The 19,515-nt window shown below is 44.7% G+C and carries 18 protein-coding genes; 10 read left to right on the forward strand and 8 right to left on the reverse strand.

All coding sequences use genetic code 11. The features are described 5' to 3' along the window. Positions 1-10: 10 nt before the first annotated feature. Positions 11-1,153 carry a flavohemoglobin expression-modulating QEGLA motif protein gene (locus ACZ5ZC_RS10425; RefSeq protein WP_464931900.1) on the reverse strand — a complete coding sequence of 381 codons (1,143 nt, stop codon included), beginning with the start codon at positions 1,151-1,153 and terminating at the stop codon, positions 11-13. 148 nt (positions 1,154-1,301) lie between these two features. Beyond that, the gene (locus ACZ5ZC_RS10430) at positions 1,302-2,447 is read right to left on the reverse strand and encodes a Na/Pi symporter (protein WP_031780616.1); all 1,146 of its coding nucleotides are present in this window, start codon (positions 2,445-2,447) and stop codon (positions 1,302-1,304) included. Between the two features lie 386 nt (positions 2,448-2,833). Here ACZ5ZC_RS10430 and nhaR point away from each other — a divergent pair, with 386 nt between their 5' ends. Both nhaR and ACZ5ZC_RS10440 read left to right on the forward strand, forming a co-directional pair. Further along, complete coding sequence (gene nhaR, locus ACZ5ZC_RS10435; protein WP_005381942.1) at positions 2,834-3,724, forward strand: transcriptional activator NhaR; 891 nt, start codon at positions 2,834-2,836, stop codon at positions 3,722-3,724. Between the two features lie 289 nt (positions 3,725-4,013). After that, positions 4,014-4,316, forward strand: a complete 303-nt coding sequence (locus ACZ5ZC_RS10440; RefSeq protein WP_005397309.1) for an ArsR/SmtB family transcription factor — start codon at positions 4,014-4,016, stop codon at positions 4,314-4,316. A gap of 304 nt (positions 4,317-4,620) precedes the next feature. On the opposite strand, the gene rpsT is transcribed toward ACZ5ZC_RS10440, so the two are convergent. Further along, positions 4,621-4,881: a 30S ribosomal protein S20 gene (gene rpsT / locus ACZ5ZC_RS10445; protein WP_005381938.1), complete on the reverse strand. Its 261-nt coding sequence runs from the start codon at positions 4,879-4,881 to the stop codon at positions 4,621-4,623. Between the two features lie 305 nt (positions 4,882-5,186). Between rpsT and murJ the strand changes: the two genes are divergently transcribed. The 6 genes from murJ (at position 5,187) to ispH (ending at position 12,808) form a co-directional block, all read left to right on the forward strand. Continuing rightward, on the forward strand, positions 5,187-6,749 hold the full coding sequence (murJ, locus tag ACZ5ZC_RS10450) for a murein biosynthesis integral membrane protein MurJ (protein WP_046873949.1): 1,563 nt from the start codon (positions 5,187-5,189) through the stop codon (positions 6,747-6,749). A gap of 70 nt (positions 6,750-6,819) precedes the next feature. Further along, complete coding sequence (ribF, locus tag ACZ5ZC_RS10455) at positions 6,820-7,755, forward strand: bifunctional riboflavin kinase/FAD synthetase (RefSeq protein ID WP_046873948.1); 936 nt, start codon at positions 6,820-6,822, stop codon at positions 7,753-7,755. Positions 7,756-7,819: 64 nt separating this feature from the next. After that, on the forward strand, positions 7,820-10,648 hold the full coding sequence (gene ileS, locus ACZ5ZC_RS10460; RefSeq protein ID WP_054867282.1) for an isoleucine--tRNA ligase: 2,829 nt from the start codon (positions 7,820-7,822) through the stop codon (positions 10,646-10,648). Between the two features lie 73 nt (positions 10,649-10,721). After that, positions 10,722-11,231 carry a signal peptidase II gene (gene lspA, locus ACZ5ZC_RS10465; RefSeq protein ID WP_005397302.1) on the forward strand — a complete coding sequence of 170 codons (510 nt, stop codon included), beginning with the start codon at positions 10,722-10,724 and terminating at the stop codon, positions 11,229-11,231. Between the two features lie 156 nt (positions 11,232-11,387). After that, positions 11,388-11,819: an FKBP-type peptidyl-prolyl cis-trans isomerase gene (gene fkpB, locus ACZ5ZC_RS10470; RefSeq protein ID WP_012842130.1), complete on the forward strand. Its 432-nt coding sequence runs from the start codon at positions 11,388-11,390 to the stop codon at positions 11,817-11,819. A 23-nt stretch (positions 11,820-11,842) separates the two neighbouring features. Continuing rightward, positions 11,843-12,808, forward strand: coding sequence for a 4-hydroxy-3-methylbut-2-enyl diphosphate reductase (gene ispH / locus ACZ5ZC_RS10475; RefSeq protein WP_172605932.1), 966 nt, complete (start codon positions 11,843-11,845; stop codon positions 12,806-12,808). 46 nt (positions 12,809-12,854) lie between these two features. On the opposite strand, the gene ACZ5ZC_RS10480 is transcribed toward ispH, so the two are convergent. The 4 genes from ACZ5ZC_RS10480 to ACZ5ZC_RS10495 all read right to left on the reverse strand — a co-directional run bounded on the left by ACZ5ZC_RS10480 (position 12,855) and on the right by ACZ5ZC_RS10495 (position 17,459). Further along, positions 12,855-13,328, reverse strand: a complete 474-nt coding sequence (locus ACZ5ZC_RS10480; protein WP_054867285.1) for an arsenate-mycothiol transferase ArsC — start codon at positions 13,326-13,328, stop codon at positions 12,855-12,857. A 71-nt stretch (positions 13,329-13,399) separates the two neighbouring features. Then, entirely contained in the window at positions 13,400-14,128 is a 729-nt protein-coding gene (gene btsR / locus ACZ5ZC_RS10485) for a two-component system response regulator BtsR (RefSeq protein WP_006743107.1), read from the reverse strand. 31 nt (positions 14,129-14,159) lie between these two features. Next, positions 14,160-15,830 (reverse strand): LytS/YhcK type 5TM receptor domain-containing protein, encoded by a 1,671-nt coding sequence (locus ACZ5ZC_RS10490; RefSeq protein ID WP_464931901.1) that lies wholly within the window; start codon positions 15,828-15,830, stop codon positions 14,160-14,162. A 144-nt stretch (positions 15,831-15,974) separates the two neighbouring features. Further along, positions 15,975-17,459, reverse strand: coding sequence for a carbon starvation CstA family protein (locus tag ACZ5ZC_RS10495; RefSeq protein ID WP_464931902.1), 1,485 nt, complete (start codon positions 17,457-17,459; stop codon positions 15,975-15,977). Positions 17,460-17,739: 280 nt separating this feature from the next. Between ACZ5ZC_RS10495 and ACZ5ZC_RS10500 the strand changes: the two genes are divergently transcribed. Next, the gene (locus ACZ5ZC_RS10500; protein ID WP_014230874.1) at positions 17,740-18,081 is read left to right on the forward strand and encodes a DUF2799 domain-containing protein; all 342 of its coding nucleotides are present in this window, start codon (positions 17,740-17,742) and stop codon (positions 18,079-18,081) included. Positions 18,082-18,191: 110 nt separating this feature from the next. Then, positions 18,192-18,521 (forward strand): hypothetical protein, encoded by a 330-nt coding sequence (locus ACZ5ZC_RS10505; protein ID WP_054867288.1) that lies wholly within the window; start codon positions 18,192-18,194, stop codon positions 18,519-18,521. A 53-nt stretch (positions 18,522-18,574) separates the two neighbouring features. Here the strand turns inward: ACZ5ZC_RS10505 and murQ are convergent, their stop codons facing one another. After that, positions 18,575-19,501: an N-acetylmuramic acid 6-phosphate etherase gene (gene murQ, locus ACZ5ZC_RS10510; RefSeq protein WP_054867297.1), complete on the reverse strand. Its 927-nt coding sequence runs from the start codon at positions 19,499-19,501 to the stop codon at positions 18,575-18,577. Positions 19,502-19,515 lie beyond the last annotated feature (14 nt).

The following is a 19,515-nucleotide window of genomic DNA, read 5'->3' on the forward strand; positions in this document are numbered from 1 at the left end:
TTTGAAGGTATTACTTGAGTGCACTGACAATATAGCGGTGAATAGGGTTGGTTTGCAGCGGTGCAGACAGTGCTGGGCTAATAAACTTGGGTTGGGTGAATATTTGCTTCCTCACTAATGAGCGGATAAGCTCAAAATACTTCAGTTCTGTTTTTCCACATAGCAACAATGAAAAGTCATCGCCCAGTTTATCGTAGGCATTGAGCACCTCTCGGAACCCCCTGAGGTACAAGTAATCCTTCGTCAAACCGCCTCCTCGATACACACGAGCAGTCGTCGTAAATGCTTGAAGGTCAGACGTTTTATACTGTTCTTTTAATAGCATGAACGTATGGCGGAAATCGCGATCCTTGATCATTGACTCTACCGCCAGGACTCGTAAGGCTAAGGTTCTTAGGCGTTTGATACTGAAATGTCCTGACAGATATTCACACAATATAGCCAGCCCTTCTTGGGTGTTGGTATTGGCTGGGCACCCTAAGCTCAGGACCTTTAGCGGTTGTTGACGACCATTAAGCGTAGTAAGAAGGTGTACACCCATTTCATGATGTGCGAGAGCCTCTAACTCATCGGTCGTGATGTATGCTGCGTGGTTAATTTTGACTCGAGACCCCGAAACGAGTGCGTTTGCTAACATCCCATCCAACACCTGTATTTCACATTCATATCCATTACGTTGAGCAAAGTTTTGCATGAAGTGTGCTATCGCACGGCTATCATGCTGAGGTTTGCTCTCTTCTTCCGTGGGAAGGTGTAAAATGAAATGGGCGTTGGCAATATCTTTGGCGCTCGGCTCTCCGTAATAGCGCAAGGAGTTATAAAGAAACTCTTGTGTACCGATAGTATTCACTTGATCCAATTTATCTGCGTAAGACTGAATCACACCCGCGTACAGCTTTTGTAATTGGGTGTCTTGAATATTTTCTAAAGGCAGTTCATACAGACGTCGCTTTGCGCTGTGAGTATCTAGATTGGTGGTTGAGTATTGGAAGTTAGGCTCTTGAGAGTATTTGTTCTTAATAAAGCGTTCTCTTTCCTGAGCATAATTGAGAGGATTCACGCTACTGAGGATATCAATATCAGCAACCAGTTGAGTTAGGTTTTCGTCTATTGCGAGTAGCTGATCAGAAATAGTGCCATTAAGCTGCGTCATGTTGTCGACTCCAAATGAGGTAGCCCAGCATAAGTATGCTGGTATGGCTCAAATTATCACCAGACAACGAATTTGAACAGCGTCATTAACGCAAAAAAGGCCCCACAATGTGGAGCCTAAACAATAAGCGATGGTATGTAAGTTATTGTTATGTCGTTAGGGCTAAGATCGCGCCTGGTAAAATAACGAATACAGACATAAGGTAGCCACCGACAACAGCTTTGTTCTTGATAGCCATTTCAGAAATCATCTCAGCGCCTTTCACTGGAATTTCACGTAGGAACGGAATACCAAAGATAAACAGCGTTGCCATGATATTAAATACTAGGTGTACCAGAGCGATTTGAAGCGCGAATACCGCAAACTCACCCGATACGGCTGTTGCTGCTAGTAGCGCCGTAATACAAGTACCAATGTTTGCACCTAGCGTGAATGGGTAAATATCACGAACTTTAAGAACGCCTGTACCCACAAGTGGAACCATCAAGCTAGTTGTTGTTGATGAAGATTGTACCAACACAGTCACGATTGAACCCGATACAATACCGTGAATAGGGCCACGACCAATCGCGTTTTTCAAAATTTCACGTGCGCGGCCAACCATTAGGCTCTTCATTAGCTTACCCATTACCGTAATTGCAACGAAGATTGTCGCAATACCCAAAACGATAAGCATGATGCCACCAACAGTATCACCGAATGTTGAAAGTGGCTCTTTAATTGCGCCCACAACTGGTTTTGTTATTGGCTTAATGAAGTTGAAGCCTTTAATGCTCATATCGCCAGTAGCAAGTAGTGGAGAAACAAGCCAATGAGAAACTTTCTCTAAAATGCCGAACATCATTTCCAACGGAAGGAAAATAGCAACAGCAAGTAAGTTGAAGAAGTCGTGAATAGTTGCGCTTGCAAATGCACGTTTGAACTCTTCTTTACAACGTACGTGACCAAGAGAAACAAGCGTATTAGTCACTGTGGTACCAATATTGGCACCCATCACCATCGGAATCGCGGTTTCTACTGGTAAGCCACCTGCAACTAAACCTACAATAATAGACGTTACAGTACTTGAGGACTGAATTAAGGCTGTTGCCACCAAGCCGATCATTAGACCAGCAACAGGGTGAGCGGCAAACTCAAATAGCACCTTAGCTTGATCGCCAGTTGCCCATTTGAAGCCACTACCAACCATAGATACTGCTAGAAGAAGCAGATACAACATGAATGCCAAGTTAGCCCAGCGTAACCAACGAGCAGTGCTCGAAATTGGCGCCACTGTTGAAGTAGCTTGGTTCATCATAATTTTCTCCGTTGACCTTTCAGTTCATTTTTCGGTCTGTAGTTGAAACTGCGGGCGATGTTAGAGAACAAATATTTCAGTAATATTACAGATTTCTTGCTGTGAGTAATTTTTATTGTTCTTTTTGATACTGGTGTGAGTAGGGAAAATTGATGGTTTTTAACTCTTTGAATTTAATGAATAAATTTGACTTTTGTTTTGTGTGGTTTTTGCGTTTTCTTTAGAAAGAAAATGCGCCTCAGTTCAACTTTTATGACAGTGTTAATTTTATATATTCGGTAAAACTTATGTTTTTGTAATGTATTGTATGGTTTTGTCGAGTTTATTGTTTGTCTCTGTCACATTTGGTATAAAAAGCATCACTTTCTTTTCGGGACTTGATCATGTCACATCTAAACTACAACCATCTATATTATTTCTGGATGGTGTGCAAACAGGGCTCTGTAACTAAAGCGGCCGATGCGCTTTTCCTAACACCGCAAACCGTGACAGGGCAGATTAAAGCGCTTGAAGAACGCATGAAAGGAAAGTTAACCAAACGAAATGGTCGTACAGTTGAGCCAACTGAGTTAGGGCAACTTGTTTTTAAGTACGCCGACCGAATGTTTGGTTTGAGTTATGAGATGTTAGATATCGTCAATTACAGTCAGCACTCGAACATTCTGTTTGAAGTTGGCGTAGCCGATGCGTTATCTAAGCGCTTGGTCAGTAAAGTACTAATGACGACTGTCCCGGAAGATAACAGTATTCATTTACGCTGTTATGAGTCAACCCACGAATTGCTACTTGAACGACTGTCTCAGCACAAGCTGGATATGATCCTCTCGGATTGTCCCGTTGACTCAACTCAAAGCCCTGGCCTTTATAGCAAAAAGCTAGGTGAGAGCAGCATGAGCTTTTTCGCCTCTTCTGAAATTGAAAATGTGCGTTTCCCTGAGATTCTGGAACAGAAAAAGCTTTTGATTCCTGCAAGCCGAACAGCAATGGGGCGTAAGGTTATTCAGTGGTTTGATCGTCAAGGTCTTCAGCCTAATGTGTTGGGAGAGTTTGATGATGTCGCGTTGATGAAGGCTTTCGCACGGTATCACGATGATGTGATTTTCTTAGCGCCGACCGTATACATGTCGGAGATTGAGGACGACCGAAATCTACAGCTAATTGGTCATGTCGATGGGTTAAAAGAAGAGTACTACGTGATTTTTGCGGAACGAATGATCCAACACCCAGCGGTAAAAAATGTTTGTGATGCTGATTTCAGTCAAATGTTTGAGTAAACCCGTATCGTTGCGCAAATAAATAGATTACTATCAATAAAAATATAATTCTAAATAATACCTAAGTAACTCAAGATACTTGTTTTAGTGAGCAAAACTATTAATTATTGATGGCGCATCAATTCTCCACTTTGGTGGATAATATTGGTGTATCACTAACAACTAAATTAGAGGTTCTAATAATGACGACTCTGGAAGTGTATCTTGATTTTCTTAGATATATAAATCAGTGCAACACAACAAGCTGGCCAGGGTTGGAATAAGTAAGTTGTAGCTAGAGGTCCAACACATGAATCTACAAGAAATGGAGCAGAACTCCGCAAAAGCCGTCGTGTTGCTCAAAGCGATGGCAAACGAGAGACGCCTACAAATCCTTTGTATGCTGCATAACCAAGAGCTGTCCGTGGGAGAGCTGTGTGCAAAGTTAGAGCTAAGCCAGTCGGCATTATCTCAGCATCTTGCTTGGCTTCGCCGTGATGAGCTAGTCACGACAAGGAAAGAAGCACAAACCGTGTACTACACATTAAAGAGTGATGAAGTGAAAGCGTTAATAAAAACACTGCATAGTCTTTATTGTGCTGAAAGCGCTTAGCGTTAATTACATATACCTAATATATCGTTCATTTTAGGCTGTGAATCTAACTCGTTGGAATATTTGAGAGTGGCGTTAAACTTTTGATGATAGGGTACTACTCATCGACCAATTTGCTTTGTTCTCAAGTGTTTTATTGGTGCTTTCCAGTTTGAGCTTTATAAGGTAAATAAGCTGATGCCTTTGAATAGGCGTGCAGAAAAAGAAAAGCTGGCATTGCCAGCTTTTTTATTAAGAAAATTTTGTAGATATAAAAAAACCGACACAAGGTCGGTTTTTTCTTCACTGTAAAATCAGGGCTCTATTAAAGAGCTTTGATTTGTGCAGCGAAACGAGACTTATGGCGAGCTGCTTTATTCTTGTGAATAAGGCCTTTAGTTGCCATGCGGTCTAGGATAGGTGTAACTACAGCGAATGCAGCAGTTGCAGCTTCTTTGTCGCCTGCTTCGATAGCAGCAACAGTTTTCTTCATGTAAGTACGCATCATTGAGCGACGGCTAGCATTGTGCTGACGACGTTTCTCAGCTTGGATAGCGCGCTTCTTAGCAGATTTACTATTTGCCAAGGGTCTAACTCCCAAAAACTTAGTTCTGTGACAATTTAAGGGCGAGGAATATCCCTCATTTGCGCTTAAATGTCAAATGATTTGTGCAAAAACCGATCTAAGCCAAAACAAATTTTGGTAAGAGAGGTTATCGCGGTTAAGATGGCGGGGATTCTAACAGCATTTTTATACCAATGCTAATAATTATCCGCGAAAGGCACACTTATTCCTTACAACCCGCGGATAGATTTTTGACGTCTATTTACAGCACCTGTCAGAGAAACAGTATAGGGTTAGCTGTCTTATGGTGATATTCCGAGGTTACAGTGAGTAAACGACTACTCAAGTCTGGCATGATCGTCAGTGCTATGACATTTATTTCCCGCGTTCTTGGCCTAGTTCGTGATGTTGTAGTGGCAAATTTAATGGGGGCAGGAGCAAGCGCAGACGTCTTTTTCTTCGCCAATAAAATTCCTAATTTTTTACGACGTTTGTTTGCTGAAGGGGCTTTTTCCCAAGCGTTTGTACCTGTTTTAACGGAAAGCCATGCTCAAGGCGACATGGATAAAACTCGGGAGCTCATTGCTCGTGCGGCGGGTACGTTAGGGGTGATAGTCTCGATTGTTACCATTTTAGGTGTCCTAGGCTCCGGCGTGGTCACTGCTGTGTTTGGTTTTGGTTGGTTCCTTGACTGGATGCATGGTGGCCCGGCTGCAGCAAAGTTTGAGCTTGCTAGCGTGATGCTCAAAATCACCTTTCCCTATTTATGGTTCATTACCTTTGTCGCTCTATCGGGTGCTATCCTCAATACATTAGGTAAATTTGCGGTCTCCTCCTTTACCCCTGTTTTCCTCAATGTGATGATTATTTTGGCGGCGTGGTTTATCTCGCCGCAAATGGAAATGCCAGAAATAGGGCTTTCTATTGGTGTTTTCTTAGGTGGTTTGGTCCAGTTCTTATTCCAAATTCCCTTCCTTATTAAAGCAGGCGTCATGGTTAAGCCAAAATGGGGCTGGCGCGATCCGGGTGTAGTGAAAATCCGTACTTTGATGATCCCCGCTTTATTTGGCGTATCGGTCAGTCAGATTAACTTGTTGTTTGATACGTTCATCGCCAGTTTTTTGCAAACCGGTTCGATCAGCTGGCTGTATTACTCAGACCGCTTATTGGAATTTCCTTTAGGCCTGTTCGGTATTGCGATTGCGACTGTGATTTTACCCGCGCTTTCACGTAAACACGTTGACGCACAAAGTGAAGGCTTCGCACAAACCATGGATTGGGGGGTGCGCATGGTGATCTTGCTTGGCCTTCCTGCAATGCTTGGTCTGATGGTACTGGCAAAACCTATGCTGATGGTTCTGTTTATGCGAGGTGAATTTTCTCCTCAAGACGTACATCAAGCATCATTGTCGCTTTTTGCCTACGCTTCAGGTTTGTTGAACTTCATGCTGATTAAGGTTCTCGCGCCAGGTTATTACTCGCGCCAAGATACTAAAACGCCAGTAAAGTACGGCATCATTGCGATGGTGACAAACATGGTGTTTAACGCAATTTTTGCGTACTTTTATGGCTACGTTGGTTTGGCTATCGCGACGGCACTTTCGGCGTTCGTAAATATGGCATTGCTGTATCGTGGTCTACATATCGCAGGGGTATACCAAATCACCAAACGAACCGTCTTCTTTATTATACGTTTGGTTATTGCAGGTGCGGCGATGGTGGCTGCGATCTTATGGCAATTGGAAGACATGTCAGTGTGGCTAGATTGGAGCTTTGCTCACCGCAGCGGTGTACTAGGAATGTTGATCGGTCTAGGAGCCGTGGTTTACCTAGTGGTTCTATTTTTAACTGGTGCACGCTTAAAAGACCTAAAAGCTGGGACAGACTAAGGGTGATTAGTATATAATCCGTCAGTTTCACACAGTGTAAAGTAAAAACAGAGGCAGAAAGCAGTATCCAATGGAACTGATTAGAGGCATTCACAATATCACCCCGCGACATCATGGTTGCGTGCTGACTATTGGCAATTTCGATGGTGTCCATAAAGGCCATCAACAAGTATTGCAGCAAGTGTCTGAGCAAGCGGACAGGCTATCATTGCCTTCTGTTGTTATGACCTTTGAACCTCAGCCGATGGAGCTGTTTGCCAAAGATAAGGCACCTGCACGGTTGACGCGATTACGCGATAAGTTCGTGCAATTGAGTAAGCTCGATATTGATCGCTTGCTCTGCGTCAATTTCAATCGTCATTTTGCAAGTTTAACCGCGGAAGAGTTTATCCGTGACTTGTTGGTCGAGCGTTTGGGTGTTAAGTTTCTTGTCGTTGGTGATGATTTCTGCTTTGGCAAAGGCCGTACAGGTAACTTTGCAATGCTGCAGGAAGCAGGGGAAAAGTACGGTTTTGATGTCGTGAGTACCCAGAGCTTTTGTTTACAACAATTACGTGTCAGCAGTACGGCTATCCGTCAAGCGCTGGCGCGTGACGATTTGCATTCCGCGCAACAGATGCTGGGAAGAAACTACAGCATCAGCGGTCGTGTTTCTCACGGAAGAAAGCTGGGAAGAACGATAGGTTTTCCTACTGCGAATATTCCTTTGAAACGCTGTGTTTCTCCGGTCTCCGGAGTCTATGTTGTTCAAGCGCTTGGCTTAGGAAATAAGCCAATTGGTGGTGTCGCTAATATTGGTCAAAGACCGACTGTCAATGGCGTTCGCCAGCAGTTAGAAGTACACTTATTCGACTTTCATGCCAATTTATATGGCAAGCAACTAGAAGTGGAGCTTTTGCATAAACTTCGAGATGAGCAAAAGTTTGAGTCGTTTGAAGCACTTAAACAACAAATCGAATTGGATGCTGAAGCAGCAAGGGTGTGGCTGCGTCAGCTTAAGCGTTGAGCGGTTTATTCCACCGTTCAACATAATGTCTAATTTTCGCCCAATATAACGGAATTAAGAATCGATGAGTGAGTATAAAGATACCCTGAACTTACCTGAAACAGGGTTTCCAATGCGCGGCAACCTGGCCAATCGTGAGCCAGAAATGCTTAAGCGTTGGTACAAAGAAGATCTTTACGGTGAAATCCGTAAAGCTAAGAAAGGCAAAAAGTCATTCGTATTGCACGATGGCCCTCCTTACGCAAATGGTGACATTCATATTGGTCACGCACTAAACAAGATTCTTAAAGACATTATTATTAAATCCAAAACACTTTCAGGTTTTGACGCACCTTACATTCCTGGCTGGGACTGCCACGGTCTACCTATTGAATTAATGGTAGAGAAAAAAGTAGGCAAGCCAGGCCAAAAAGTAACGGCAGCAGAATTCCGCGAGAAATGTCGTGAATACGCAGCAGGTCAGGTTGAAGGTCAGAAAGAGAGCTTCAAACGCCTTGGTATCATGGGTGAGTGGGACAAGCCATACCGCACTATGGATTTCGCAACTGAAGCGAACATTATTCGTGCTCTTGGTAAGATCGCAAGCAATGGTCACCTGCTAAAAGGTTTCAAACCTGTTCACTGGTGTACAGACTGTGGTTCTGCTCTTGCTGAAGCGGAAGTAGAATACAAAGATAAAGTATCGCCATCTATCGACGTTCGTTTTAAAGCGGCTGACGAAGCGGCACTGTTGTCTAAGTTTGAGCTGACTGAAGGCCATGAAGGTAAAGGCGATATCTCTATTGTCATCTGGACGACAACTCCTTGGACGCTTCCTGCAAACCGCGCAGTATGTCTACGTGATGATCTAGAGTACGTACTTATCCAAACAGAAGGCGACAACGCTGAGCGTATCATCGTTGCTGCTGAGCTGGCGAAAGACGTAATGGACCGTGCTGGTATCGAGCACTTCCACAATCTTGGCTTTGCTAAAGGTGCGGATCTAGAGCTTTCTCAATTCCAACACCCATTCTACGATTTCACTGTACCGGCGATCCTGGGTGATCACGTTACGACTGATTCAGGTACTGGTGTTGTTCACACTGCACCTGGTCACGGTCAAGAAGACTTCGCGGTTGGTAACAAGTACAACCTAGAAGTAGCAAACCCAGTTGGTTCAAACGGTGTTTACTTACCAGATACAGAGCTATTTGCTGGTCAGCACGTATTTAAAGCGAACGATGCAGTAGTAGAAGTACTGAAAGAAAAAGGTGCACTACTACACCACCACGCTTACGAGCACAGCTACCCACACTGTTGGCGTCATAAGACTCCAATCATCTTCCGTGCTACGCCTCAATGGTTCGTTTCTATGGACCAAGCTGGCCTACGTGCTAAAGCATTAGAGTCAATCAAGAACGTAGAGTGGATGCCTGAGTGGGGTCAAAGCCGCATCGAAGGTATGATCGAAGGTCGCCCTGAGTGGTGTATCTCTCGTCAACGTACTTGGGGTGTGCCAATTGCTCTGTTTGTTCATAAAGAAACAGCAGAACTTCATCCAAACACGCTAGAGCTGATCGAGAAAGTCGCTAAGCTGGTTGAAGAGAAAGGCATCCAAGCATGGTGGGATGTAGATGCCGCTGAACTACTCGGTGCTGACGCTGACCAATACGAAAAAGTACTAGATACGCTAGACGTATGGTTCGATTCAGGTGTTACTCACTTCTCCGTTGTTGATGCTCGTGAAGAGTACAACGGCAACAGTGCAGACCTATACCTAGAAGGTTCTGACCAACACCGTGGTTGGTTCCAATCTTCTCTAATTTCATCTATCGCGATGAAAGACGAAGCGCCTTACAAACAAGTACTGACACACGGTTTCGTGGTTGATGGTCAGGGTCGTAAGATGTCTAAATCTATCGGTAACGTGGTTGCGCCAAAAGACGTAACTAACAAGCTAGGTGCTGATATTCTTCGTCTATGGGTTGCTTCAACAGACTACACTGGTGAAGTTGCGGTTTCTGATGAAATCCTAAAACGTAGCGCAGATGCTTACCGTCGTATCCGGAACACAGCGCGTTTCTTCCTTGCTAACCTAAGCGGCTTCAACCCTGAAACAGACATCGTTCCTGTTGAAGAGATGGTTGCGCTAGATCGCTGGGCAGTTGGTCGTGCGCTAGCAGCACAAGAAGAGATTGTTAAAGCATACGAAGAGTACAACACACACGGTGTGACTCAGCGTCTAATGCAATTCTGTTCGATCGAAATGGGCTCTTTCTACCTAGACGTAATTAAAGACCGTCAGTACACAGCAAAACGTGGCGGCAACGCTCAACGTAGCTGCCAGACTGCACTTTACTACATCGTAGAAGCGCTAGTTCGTTGGATGGCGCCAATCATGTCGTTCACTGCAGATGAAATCTGGAACGAAATGCCAGGCGAGCGCGACAAGTTCGTATTCACTGGTGAGTGGTTCGACGGTCTATTCGGCCTTGCTGAAGGTGAAGAGCTGAACAATGAATTCTGGGCTGAGATCCAAGCGGTTCGTGGTGCAGTAAACAAACTTCTAGAAGATGCGCGTAAAGAGAAAACCATCGGTGGTGCACTACAAGCTGAAGTGACTCTATTTGCTGATGACGCTTTAGCGGCGAAGATCAACAAACTTGAAGATGAACTGCGCTTTGTTCTACTAACCTCTGCGGCGAAAGTTAAGCCTCTAGGTGAGAAGACTGATGCAGCACAAGCCACGGATATCGAAGGCTTGTTTGTTGAAGTAGCAGCAGCTGAAGGCGAGAAGTGTGATCGTTGTTGGCACCACACGCCAGACGTAGGCACAATTGAAGGTCACGAGAAAATCTGTGGTCGTTGTGTGTCTAACGTAGAAGGCGAAGGTGAAGTACGTAAATTCGCGTAATTGCCTAGAACGACTGAACTTTTTTTAAAATTAACAGCCCCAGTATTTACTGGGGCTGTTTGTAGGTAAAGTAATGAGTGAAAAAGCACTGTCTTTAAAGCAATCTGGTATTCGCTGGTTATGGTTAGCGGTGGTTATCTTTTTAGCTGATATTGGCATTAAGTATGTTGTAATGAACAACATGGGATATGGCTGGGCAAACCGCATAGAAATTTTGCCATTCTTTAATCTTTTGTACGTGCATAACTATGGTGCTGCTTTTAGCTTTTTGAGTGATCAAGCGGGCTGGCAACGTTGGTTATTTACAGGTATTGCTTTTATCGTTACAGGTCTTTTGACTTACTGGATGAGCAAACTACCAGCGAAAGAGAAATGGAATAATATTGCTTATGCCATGATTATTGGTGGCGCAGTAGGCAACGTATTCGACCGAGTAATACATGGGTTTGTCGTGGATTATTTGGACTTTTTCTGGGGTAATTATCACTGGCCAGCGTTCAACCTTGCAGACATGGCGATCTGTATTGGTGCCGCGATGATTATTCTTGACGGCTTTCGAAAGAAAGACGAGGCGAAAGCCTAAGTAGTGGCAGTGTATATTGCGAAAAGTTGAATAACCCTAAGCGTCGCCCGTTGATTCGAGCGACGCTTTTTATTATGTTGGAGCGCCAATCAGCATATCAATGTATAAAAAGACCAAGCTGACAGCGTAATAACCCAAGAACAAGGAAGCAGTAACGTGACAACAATAACCAATGAATCTGTAGTAACCCTTCACTTTACGATTAAAATGAAAGATGGATCGGTTGCGGATAGTACTCATAACATGGGTAAACCAGCGAAATTTGTTATGGGTGATGGCAGCTTGAGTGAAAACTTTGAGCAGTGCTTGATAGGCCTCGAAACAGGCGCACAAAAAGCGATTGAGCTAAAAGCAGAAGACGCGTTTGGCATGCCAAACCCAGACCATGTACACCATATGGATCGCACTAAGTTTGTAGGTGATGCAGAAGTAGAAGTGGGTACAATCATGGCGTTCAGTGGTCCTGATGGTATGGAAATCCCGGGCATTATTACAGAGATTGCTGGCGATTCAGTCACTGTGGACTTCAACCATCCTCTAGCGGGACAAGACGTGACTTTCGAAGTTGAAATTTTGTCAGTAGAATAGCGAACCCAATAAAGATAATTTCCATGAGCAATGAAATGAAAATCCTATTAGCTAACCCACGCGGCTTTTGTGCTGGTGTAGACCGTGCGATTAGCATCGTAGAGCGTGCGCTAGAGATGTATCAGCCACCGATTTATGTTCGTCATGAGGTGGTGCATAACCGTTTTGTGGTTGAAGGGCTAAAACAACGTGGCGCTGTCTTCGTTGAAGAGCTGCATGAAGTGCCAGACAACAACATTGTGATTTTTTCTGCTCATGGTGTATCGCAGGCGGTTCGTCAGGAAGCCAAGCAGCGAGATTTGACGGTATTTGACGCGACGTGCCCGTTGGTAACCAAAGTGCATATGGAAGTAGCGCGAGCAAGCCGCCGCAATATGGAAGTGGTTCTGATTGGTCACGCAGGTCACCCTGAAGTGGAAGGCACAATGGGGCAGTACGCGAGTGAAACCGGTGGTATGTACTTGGTTGAAACCCCGGCCGATGTTGAGAAACTGAAGTCGATTGTGAAAGATCCATCTGATCTTCATTACGTAAGCCAAACGACACTTTCTGTAGATGAAACTGCCGATGTTATCGAAGAGCTACGCCGCGTCTTCCCAGATATCCAAGGACCACGTAAAGACGATATCTGTTACGCGACACAAAACCGCCAAGATGCCGTACGTGAATTAGCGGGTGACGTAGATGTGATGGTTGTGGTGGGTTCTAAAAACTCATCAAACTCTACACGTCTTAAAGAGCTAGCTGAAAAGCTAGGGACACCTGGCTACTTAACCGACTGTCCGGAAGATATCAAACCTGAGTGGTTCAAAGGCAAAACAAAGGTCGGCGTGACTGCGGGGGCATCTGCTCCGGAAGAACTCGTTAATCAGATTCTAGAGCGAATCAAAGAACTCGTCGGTGCCGAAGCGGTTGATGAAGTACTTGGTCGTGAAGAGAATATGTTCTTTGAAGTACCCAAAGAACTGCAAATCAAGCAAGTGGATTAATCTCCATTTATCGAATATTCAAAAGACGACCAGCGGGTCGTCTTTTTTACATCTCTCTCAGTTCATTTAGGTAATCACGAATTTGGTCTTTCCCTAAACCATCGATAATCATATCGGACATCTTCGTGATTCTTCGCTCAAGCGACTGAGCAACCCTTTCGCAATGTGCGTACACCTCTTCATCAGAACCTTCAGTCGGAAAGGCATCGACTTGCCAGTTTACTCGAACTCCACCCGCAAGCCACTGAGGAGCTGCCTCTTGATGTAAAGAGTCACAGAGAATAATAACGATGTCAGGAAGAAACTGAGTTCGCTCTTCCCATGAGTGGGTGTGGATATGTGGAATGGGAAGTTGGTGGTCATCTAAATATTTTTGCACCACCGGGTGAACTTTGCCTGTGGGATGAGAGCCACCGCTGGCGACACTAAACTCTGCTGGCAGGATATGGGTTGCGATCGACTCAGCGAGCACACTTCGTCCAGCATTGTGCTTACATATGAATAAAACTTTATACATCATCGCCTCGTCTTTTCTGAGCGTCTTATTTATACGCTAGCGGAAACTCAGCGGTGATGTGTGAACTTTTTGTGTTAGTGGCTAATGCCGAGCATCTCTTTGAGCACTTTAAGGTAGCGGCGGCTTACTGGTATCTCAAAGCCAGTTTTGGTGATGATTTCTGCTAATCCGTTTTCGAGTAATTTGATTTCGCTGATGGCCTTAATGCTGACTAAGTATTGGCGATGACAGCGTACCAGTGGGGTTTTCTCTTCTAGCGTTTTTAATGTTAGTTGAGTGCTCGCGGCTTGGCTGGTGGAACGTACATGCACGCCGCTGATGTCACTGTATGCACATTCTACCGTGTCGGTGGCCATGATGACGATACGGTTGTGCCCGATGCACGGAATCTGATCTAAAGTATCGGGCGTAATAGCAGACAGCTGTTGAGTTAGGGCGGATTGACTAATGACTTTATTTAGCCGTTTGACCGTTTTGGTTAAACGGCATGGGTCGACAGGTTTGAGCAAGTAATCAAAGGCGTTGTCTTCAAACGCTTGAATTGCATACTGGTCGTAAGCAGTGACAAAAACCACATAAGGCATGGTTTCTGGATCAAGCATTCCAAGTAGTTCAATCCCAGTGACTTGAGGCATTTGGATATCGAGAAACACCACATCAGGTTTGAGCTCATTGATTTTTTTTAGACCAAGGATCGCGTTTGAGGCATTGCCCACTACTTCAACTTGGCCTGTTTCATCCAATAACTCTGTCAGCTCTTCACGAGCAAACTGTTCATCATCAATGACGAGTGCGGTTAACATCCAACATTACCTTTATTGCTTCAGCGTGCTTTTATGATTTTGGGGGAATGATAAAGCTCATTTTAGTAAATTGATGTGGCTCGCACGTAATTTTTAGCGATGCATCACGCCCAAATTGATTAGTGAGACGTTTGTCGACAATTTCTAAACCTAGCCCGGAGTGGTTTTCTTTTGGCGGTTCAAAACTGCCTGCATTGTCTTCGACAGTAATCAAATGACCTTGTGGGTGTGCTTCGCTGTATATATGAACTTTACCACCTTCAAGCATGTTTGAAATGCCGTGTTTAATGGCATTCTCAACCAAAGGCTGGAGTGTAAAGCTTGGCAATTTGATGTCCAGCAATTCAGGTTGAATATCGATTTCAACCTCTAAGCGGTCCGTAAAACGAGCTTTTTCGATGCTCAAGTACGAGTTCACATGTGCAAGCTCTTCCTTTAGCGTCACGGTATTAATGTTCTGCTTTAAATTGCTGCGGAAGAAGTGCGATAAATTTTGGATTAGCTCGCGCGCTTTGTCAGGATCACGACGAGTAATCGCACTAATAGTATTGAGTGCATTAAACAAAAAGTGTGGATTCACCTGAGCGTGAAGCAGTTTGATTTCTGCTTGAGCGAGTAAGGCTTGTTGTTGTTGGTAATCGCCATACAGGATTTGGCTAGAGAGAAGCTGAGCTATCCCTTCCGCCATTGACATGTTGGCCGTGGAGAACAATTTACGCTTCGGTTCATACAGCTTTATGGTACCAATGACCTCTTTTCCCGCACGTAGTGGGATGATCAGCGCGGAGCCAAGTTTGCAGTCTTTTGCGATGGAACATTGGTATGGACGTTCTGCGCCATCAAGATAAATGATGTCGTTTTTCTCCATGGAGTCTAATGTGCTTTGCGATGAAATCGGCGTGTTCGGTTTATGGTGATCATCGCCAATGCCCACAAACGCTAAGATTTTTTCTTGGTCGGTAATCGCGACAGCGCCCACTTTTGTTTCTTCGTAAATAATACGTGCTATTTTCTCTGCGTTTTCGGTGTTGAAGCCGTTGCTTAGAATTCCCACTGAGCGATCAGCAATGGTGAGTGCTCGACGCGAAAACGTCGCAGAAAACTTTTCAAAGATCGCTTTTCTGTCTTGCAGGATACTCATGAACAACGCCGCACCAAATGAGTTTGCGATGATCATAGGTGCTGCAATGGCGGACACCAGTTCATAGGCTTGATCAAAAGGTTTCGCGACGGCGAGCAGCAAAATCATTTGCACCACTTCTGCTACAAAGGTAATACTGAATACCACGCTTGGGTTAAATAGCAGGGCACCTTTGTTACGTTTGATTAGGTACACATGCAAAAGACCACCGATAACCCCTTCTGCTGTGGTGGAGATCGCACAGGCCAAATCGGTAAAACCACCCAGCGTGTAGCGGTGAATACCGCCAGTAAATCCAACCGCAAAACCCACGACAGGTCCGCCAAATAATCCTCCCATCACCGCACCGATAGCACGAGTATTGGCTATCGCATCATTGATGTGCAAGCCAAAGTAGGTGCCGAGAATACAAAAGCCTGAAAAGAGTACATAGCAAATTAAGCGGTGGCTTAAGCGAGAAGATATGCTCAGCAGAGGCAATATAATGGGCGTTTTACTCAGCATGTACGCCAGTACCAAGTAAACACACATTTGCTGTAAGAGAGAAATAACCAGTTCCATAGCGAACCTAACCTGAAATTAATGCTGTTATTGTATACCTAAACAACCTCAAGGTTTTATCAGCCTTTAAAGTTACTTGGGTATAAAACAAAAAGAGCCTGCAATTGGCAGGCTCTTATCTTAGTCACTCGGATGCGACGAGTATTACGCTGTTTCTGATACGGCTTGTGGTTTCTCTTCGTCAGCCAGTTCAGTTTCACCTTTACCCTTAGAGGTTTTGATAACGTAACCAGTCACTGCTAGGGCAAACACAATACCGACGATAGTTGATAGTTGCATTGGCAGGCCAAAACCTAGCGAGCTGTTATTCAGAATGAATGTTGCACACACTGTTGTCATAAACATTGCAGGGATAGTGGTAATCCAGTGCAGTTTGTTGTGACGTAGCAGGTAAGCCGATGCAGTCCAAAGCATCATTACTGCTGTGGTTTGGTTTGCGAAACCGAAGTAACGCCAGATGATACCGAAGTCAACCTGAGTCAGGATGCCACCGATAACGAACAGTGGAAGCGCCATTAGTAGACGGTTGCGCAGTGTTTTCTGTTCCATGTTGAAGTATTCAGCAAGGATCAGACGGCTTGAGCGGAACGCTGTGTCACCTGAAGTAATAGGCAGGATAACCACACCTAGGAACGCGATGATACCGCCGAACACACCTAGTAGACCAAATGATGCGCTGTAAACTACGTTACCAGGGCCGCCGTTCTTCACTGCTTCTGACAGTGCGTCTAGAGAGCCGAAGAAAGATAGTGCGATAGCACACCAGATTAGCGCGATAACACCTTCACCGATCATTGCGCCGTAGAATACGAAGCGACCGTTTTTCTCGTTTTCCATACAACGAGCCATCAGTGGAGACTGAGTTGCGTGGAAGCCAGAGATTGCACCACATGCGATAGTGATGAACAGTGCTGGCCATAGAGGCATGTCATTCGGGTTTAGGTTGCTGAACATGTCCGATACTTGGAAGTCACCCATTACTGTGTGCTCGCTAGAGAATGCAACAGCAGTCATCAGGCCAACAGACATGAAAATTAGTAGTGCGCCAAACAGTGGGTAGAAACGGCCGATGATCTTATCAACAGGAACGATAGTCGCAATGATGTAGTACGCAAAGATTGCGATAACCATTGTTGTCATGCTTACGTTTAGGCTTGTTTGATCGTTGATTAGGTTAGTGATCATGCCAGCCGGTGCTGATACGAATACCACACCAACAAGAAGTAATAAGACAATGGCAAAAATGTTCATAAAGTGTTTTGCGCCATTACCTAGGTAACGTCCAGTAATGGTTGGTACAGAAGCACCGCCGTTACGAACAGATAGCATACCTGAGAAGTAATCGTGTACCGCACCAGCAAAAATACAGCCGATCACGATCCATAGCATTGCCGCTGGGCCGTATAGCGCACCCATGATTGGGCCAAAGATAGGACCTACGCCAGCGATGTTCAGTAGCTGAACCAGGTAAACTTTCTTGGTTGACATTGGAACATAGTCAACACCATCTGCTTTAGTATGAGCAGGCGTTTGGCGTTTTTCATTGATGCCGAAAATTTTCTCGACGAAAGCGCCGTAGATGAAGTATCCGCCGATTAGGGCTGCGACACAGGTTAGAAACCACATCATAGCAATTGTCCTTGGTCTTAGTTGGGTAGGGTAATTTTTTAATCTCAGGATGCATGTTATGCGTCACTTGTGTTAAATGCATTCGGTTAGTAGATGAGTGGTCGAATAGAGCACTGAGTGGTCGATATACTGCTTGAGCGGTTTTTAAAAATGGCGAACGGTTGATTGCAGTAGTGAGCGGTTGATTCGAGGCGTCAGTGGTTTAATCTGCAAGCTAAGCGGCAAACGCCAATAATTAGTGGTAAGCTTATTTTTGAAAACAATTACTTAAGGAAGAACCATGAAAAAGGCAACGTTAGGTTTGGCGCTGGCTTTACTTGCAGGGTGTTCCGCGACTACAGAAGATCTCGCTCAGTCAGGCGACTGGTATCAAATCGGCTATCAGGATGGCATCGCGGGTCATACATCACGTACAGTGAAAGAGCTAAGCGCAATGGGCAATGTAAAACAAGGAGATTATGACCAAGGTTATCTCGAAGGTTTGTCTGAATACTGTAACCCTGATTTTGCGTATCAGATTGGATTATCTGGGCAGTATTACGAAGGGGTATGCGAAGGGACGAAACAAGCGCAAAAATTCCGTATGGAATGGCAGCGTGGTTGGAACGAATACAGCAACTAATATAGTTTCATAATCAAGACGACCCTCTGACTTGTTCATCTTCTGACAAATAGGCTGAACTTGTTTGGTTTACTTTTGCCATTGAATTTTAATTCAGAGTGATTCCGACGATGAAAAAGTACCTCCTGCTCACCTTAGTTTTATTGCCGCTGACCGTCAGTGCATCTAATGCGCTGAAGGATACCATTAAAGCTAAACGTAAATACGAGCATAGCAAAAGCCATATTACTAATACGCTTGATAACACTAAGCGTGATATCGAAGAGATCACCAGTGGCACTTACGTACAGAATCAGGCTAAACGTGAGGCTAAGAAAGCGACCAGCAAGTACACCAATAAAGTGGAAAACGTTAAGAACGCTACCGATCCTGAACATATTAAGCGCAAAGCGAATAATGAGCTCAATCGTCAGGTTGATGAATGGCTTTATGAAGATTAAGCAGTAATAAAAAAGGTGACACTAAGTCACCTTTTTATGCTTACTTACTTTGATTACTTAGGCTGGTGGATTTCTACCGCTTTACGCAGGAAACCATCCTGATGCGCCAGCTGCTGGCGGGCTGAATCGATATCCAGATCTGTGAGGATCATTAAGATCGCCAGTTTTACATCATAGTCTGTTTGTTTGAGCACGGCTGTTGCCTGCTCTTTACTGCAGTCCGTCGCTTGCATCACGATACGAGCCGCGCGAGCAACCAGTTTGTCATTGGTTGCTTTTACATCCACCATTAAGTTTTGGTAGCTCTTACCAATGCGGATCATGCTTGCTGTTGTCAGCATGTTCAGCACCAGTTTCTGAGCCGTTCCTGATTTCAGACGGGTAGAGCCTGTTAATGCTTCGGGACCGACAACCGGACTGATCGCGATATCTGCGATGTCGGCAATAGGAGAGTCCGGGTTACAAGACAGTGCTACTGTTGTTGCGCCAATCTCATTGGCATACTCTAATCCACCTATCACGTAAGGTGTTCTGCCACTTGCTGCGATACCGACAACGACGTCATTTTTATTGAAGTCGATGTTCTTTAAATCTTGTTCGCCAAGCAAAGGAGAATCTTCAGCACCTTCTTTCGCTTTGAGGATAGCTTCTGGTCCGCCTGCTATTAAGCCAATGACCATTTTGTCGGATACCCCAAACGTTGGCGGACATTCTGATGCATCCAAAACGCCTAAACGACCACTGGTACCAGCGCCCATGTAAACCAGTCTGCCGCCCGCTTTAAATGCTGCAGTGATCTTATCGACCGCCATTGCTATCTCAGGAAGGACCTTTTCTACGGCAAGAGGAACCAGTTTGTCTTGTTGATTAATGCGCTGAACAATATCCAGTGAAGGCAGCAAGTCGATATCCATTGTTTCTGGGTTACGCCCTTCAGAAACGAGCTGTGATAAAGCAGCAATAAGTGCGTCGTTTGTCATAATTAAGCCTTCAT

The sequence above is a fragment of the Vibrio sp. JCM 18905 genome, from assembly GCF_055393305.1.

Bases quoted from the DNA above. Each gene is read 5' to 3' on its own strand.
- ACZ5ZC_RS10425 (WP_464931900.1), bottom strand. From the start codon at position 1,153: ATGACGCAGCTTAATGGCACTATTTCTGATCAGCTACTCGCAATAGAC.
- ACZ5ZC_RS10430 (WP_031780616.1), bottom strand. From the start codon at position 2,447: ATGAACCAAGCTACTTCAACAGTGGCGCCAATTTCGAGCACTGCTCGT.
- nhaR (WP_005381942.1), top strand. From the start codon at position 2,834: ATGTCACATCTAAACTACAACCATCTATATTATTTCTGGATGGTGTGC.
- ACZ5ZC_RS10440 (WP_005397309.1), top strand. From the start codon at position 4,014: ATGAATCTACAAGAAATGGAGCAGAACTCCGCAAAAGCCGTCGTGTTG.
- ribF (WP_046873948.1), top strand. From the start codon at position 6,820: ATGGAACTGATTAGAGGCATTCACAATATCACCCCGCGACATCATGGT.
- ileS (WP_054867282.1), top strand. From the start codon at position 7,820: ATGAGTGAGTATAAAGATACCCTGAACTTACCTGAAACAGGGTTTCCA.
- lspA (WP_005397302.1), top strand. From the start codon at position 10,722: ATGAGTGAAAAAGCACTGTCTTTAAAGCAATCTGGTATTCGCTGGTTA.
- ispH (WP_172605932.1), top strand. From the start codon at position 11,843: ATGAGCAATGAAATGAAAATCCTATTAGCTAACCCACGCGGCTTTTGT.
- ACZ5ZC_RS10480 (WP_054867285.1), bottom strand. From the start codon at position 13,328: ATGATGTATAAAGTTTTATTCATATGTAAGCACAATGCTGGACGAAGT.
- btsR (WP_006743107.1), bottom strand. From the start codon at position 14,128: ATGTTAACCGCACTCGTCATTGATGATGAACAGTTTGCTCGTGAAGAG.
- ACZ5ZC_RS10490 (WP_464931901.1), bottom strand. From the start codon at position 15,830: ATGGAACTGGTTATTTCTCTCTTACAGCAAATGTGTGTTTACTTGGTA.
- ACZ5ZC_RS10495 (WP_464931902.1), bottom strand. From the start codon at position 17,459: ATGATGTGGTTTCTAACCTGTGTCGCAGCCCTAATCGGCGGATACTTC.
- ACZ5ZC_RS10500 (WP_014230874.1), top strand. From the start codon at position 17,740: ATGAAAAAGGCAACGTTAGGTTTGGCGCTGGCTTTACTTGCAGGGTGT.
- ACZ5ZC_RS10505 (WP_054867288.1), top strand. From the start codon at position 18,192: ATGAAAAAGTACCTCCTGCTCACCTTAGTTTTATTGCCGCTGACCGTC.
- murQ (WP_054867297.1), bottom strand. From the start codon at position 19,501: ATGACAAACGACGCACTTATTGCTGCTTTATCACAGCTCGTTTCTGAA.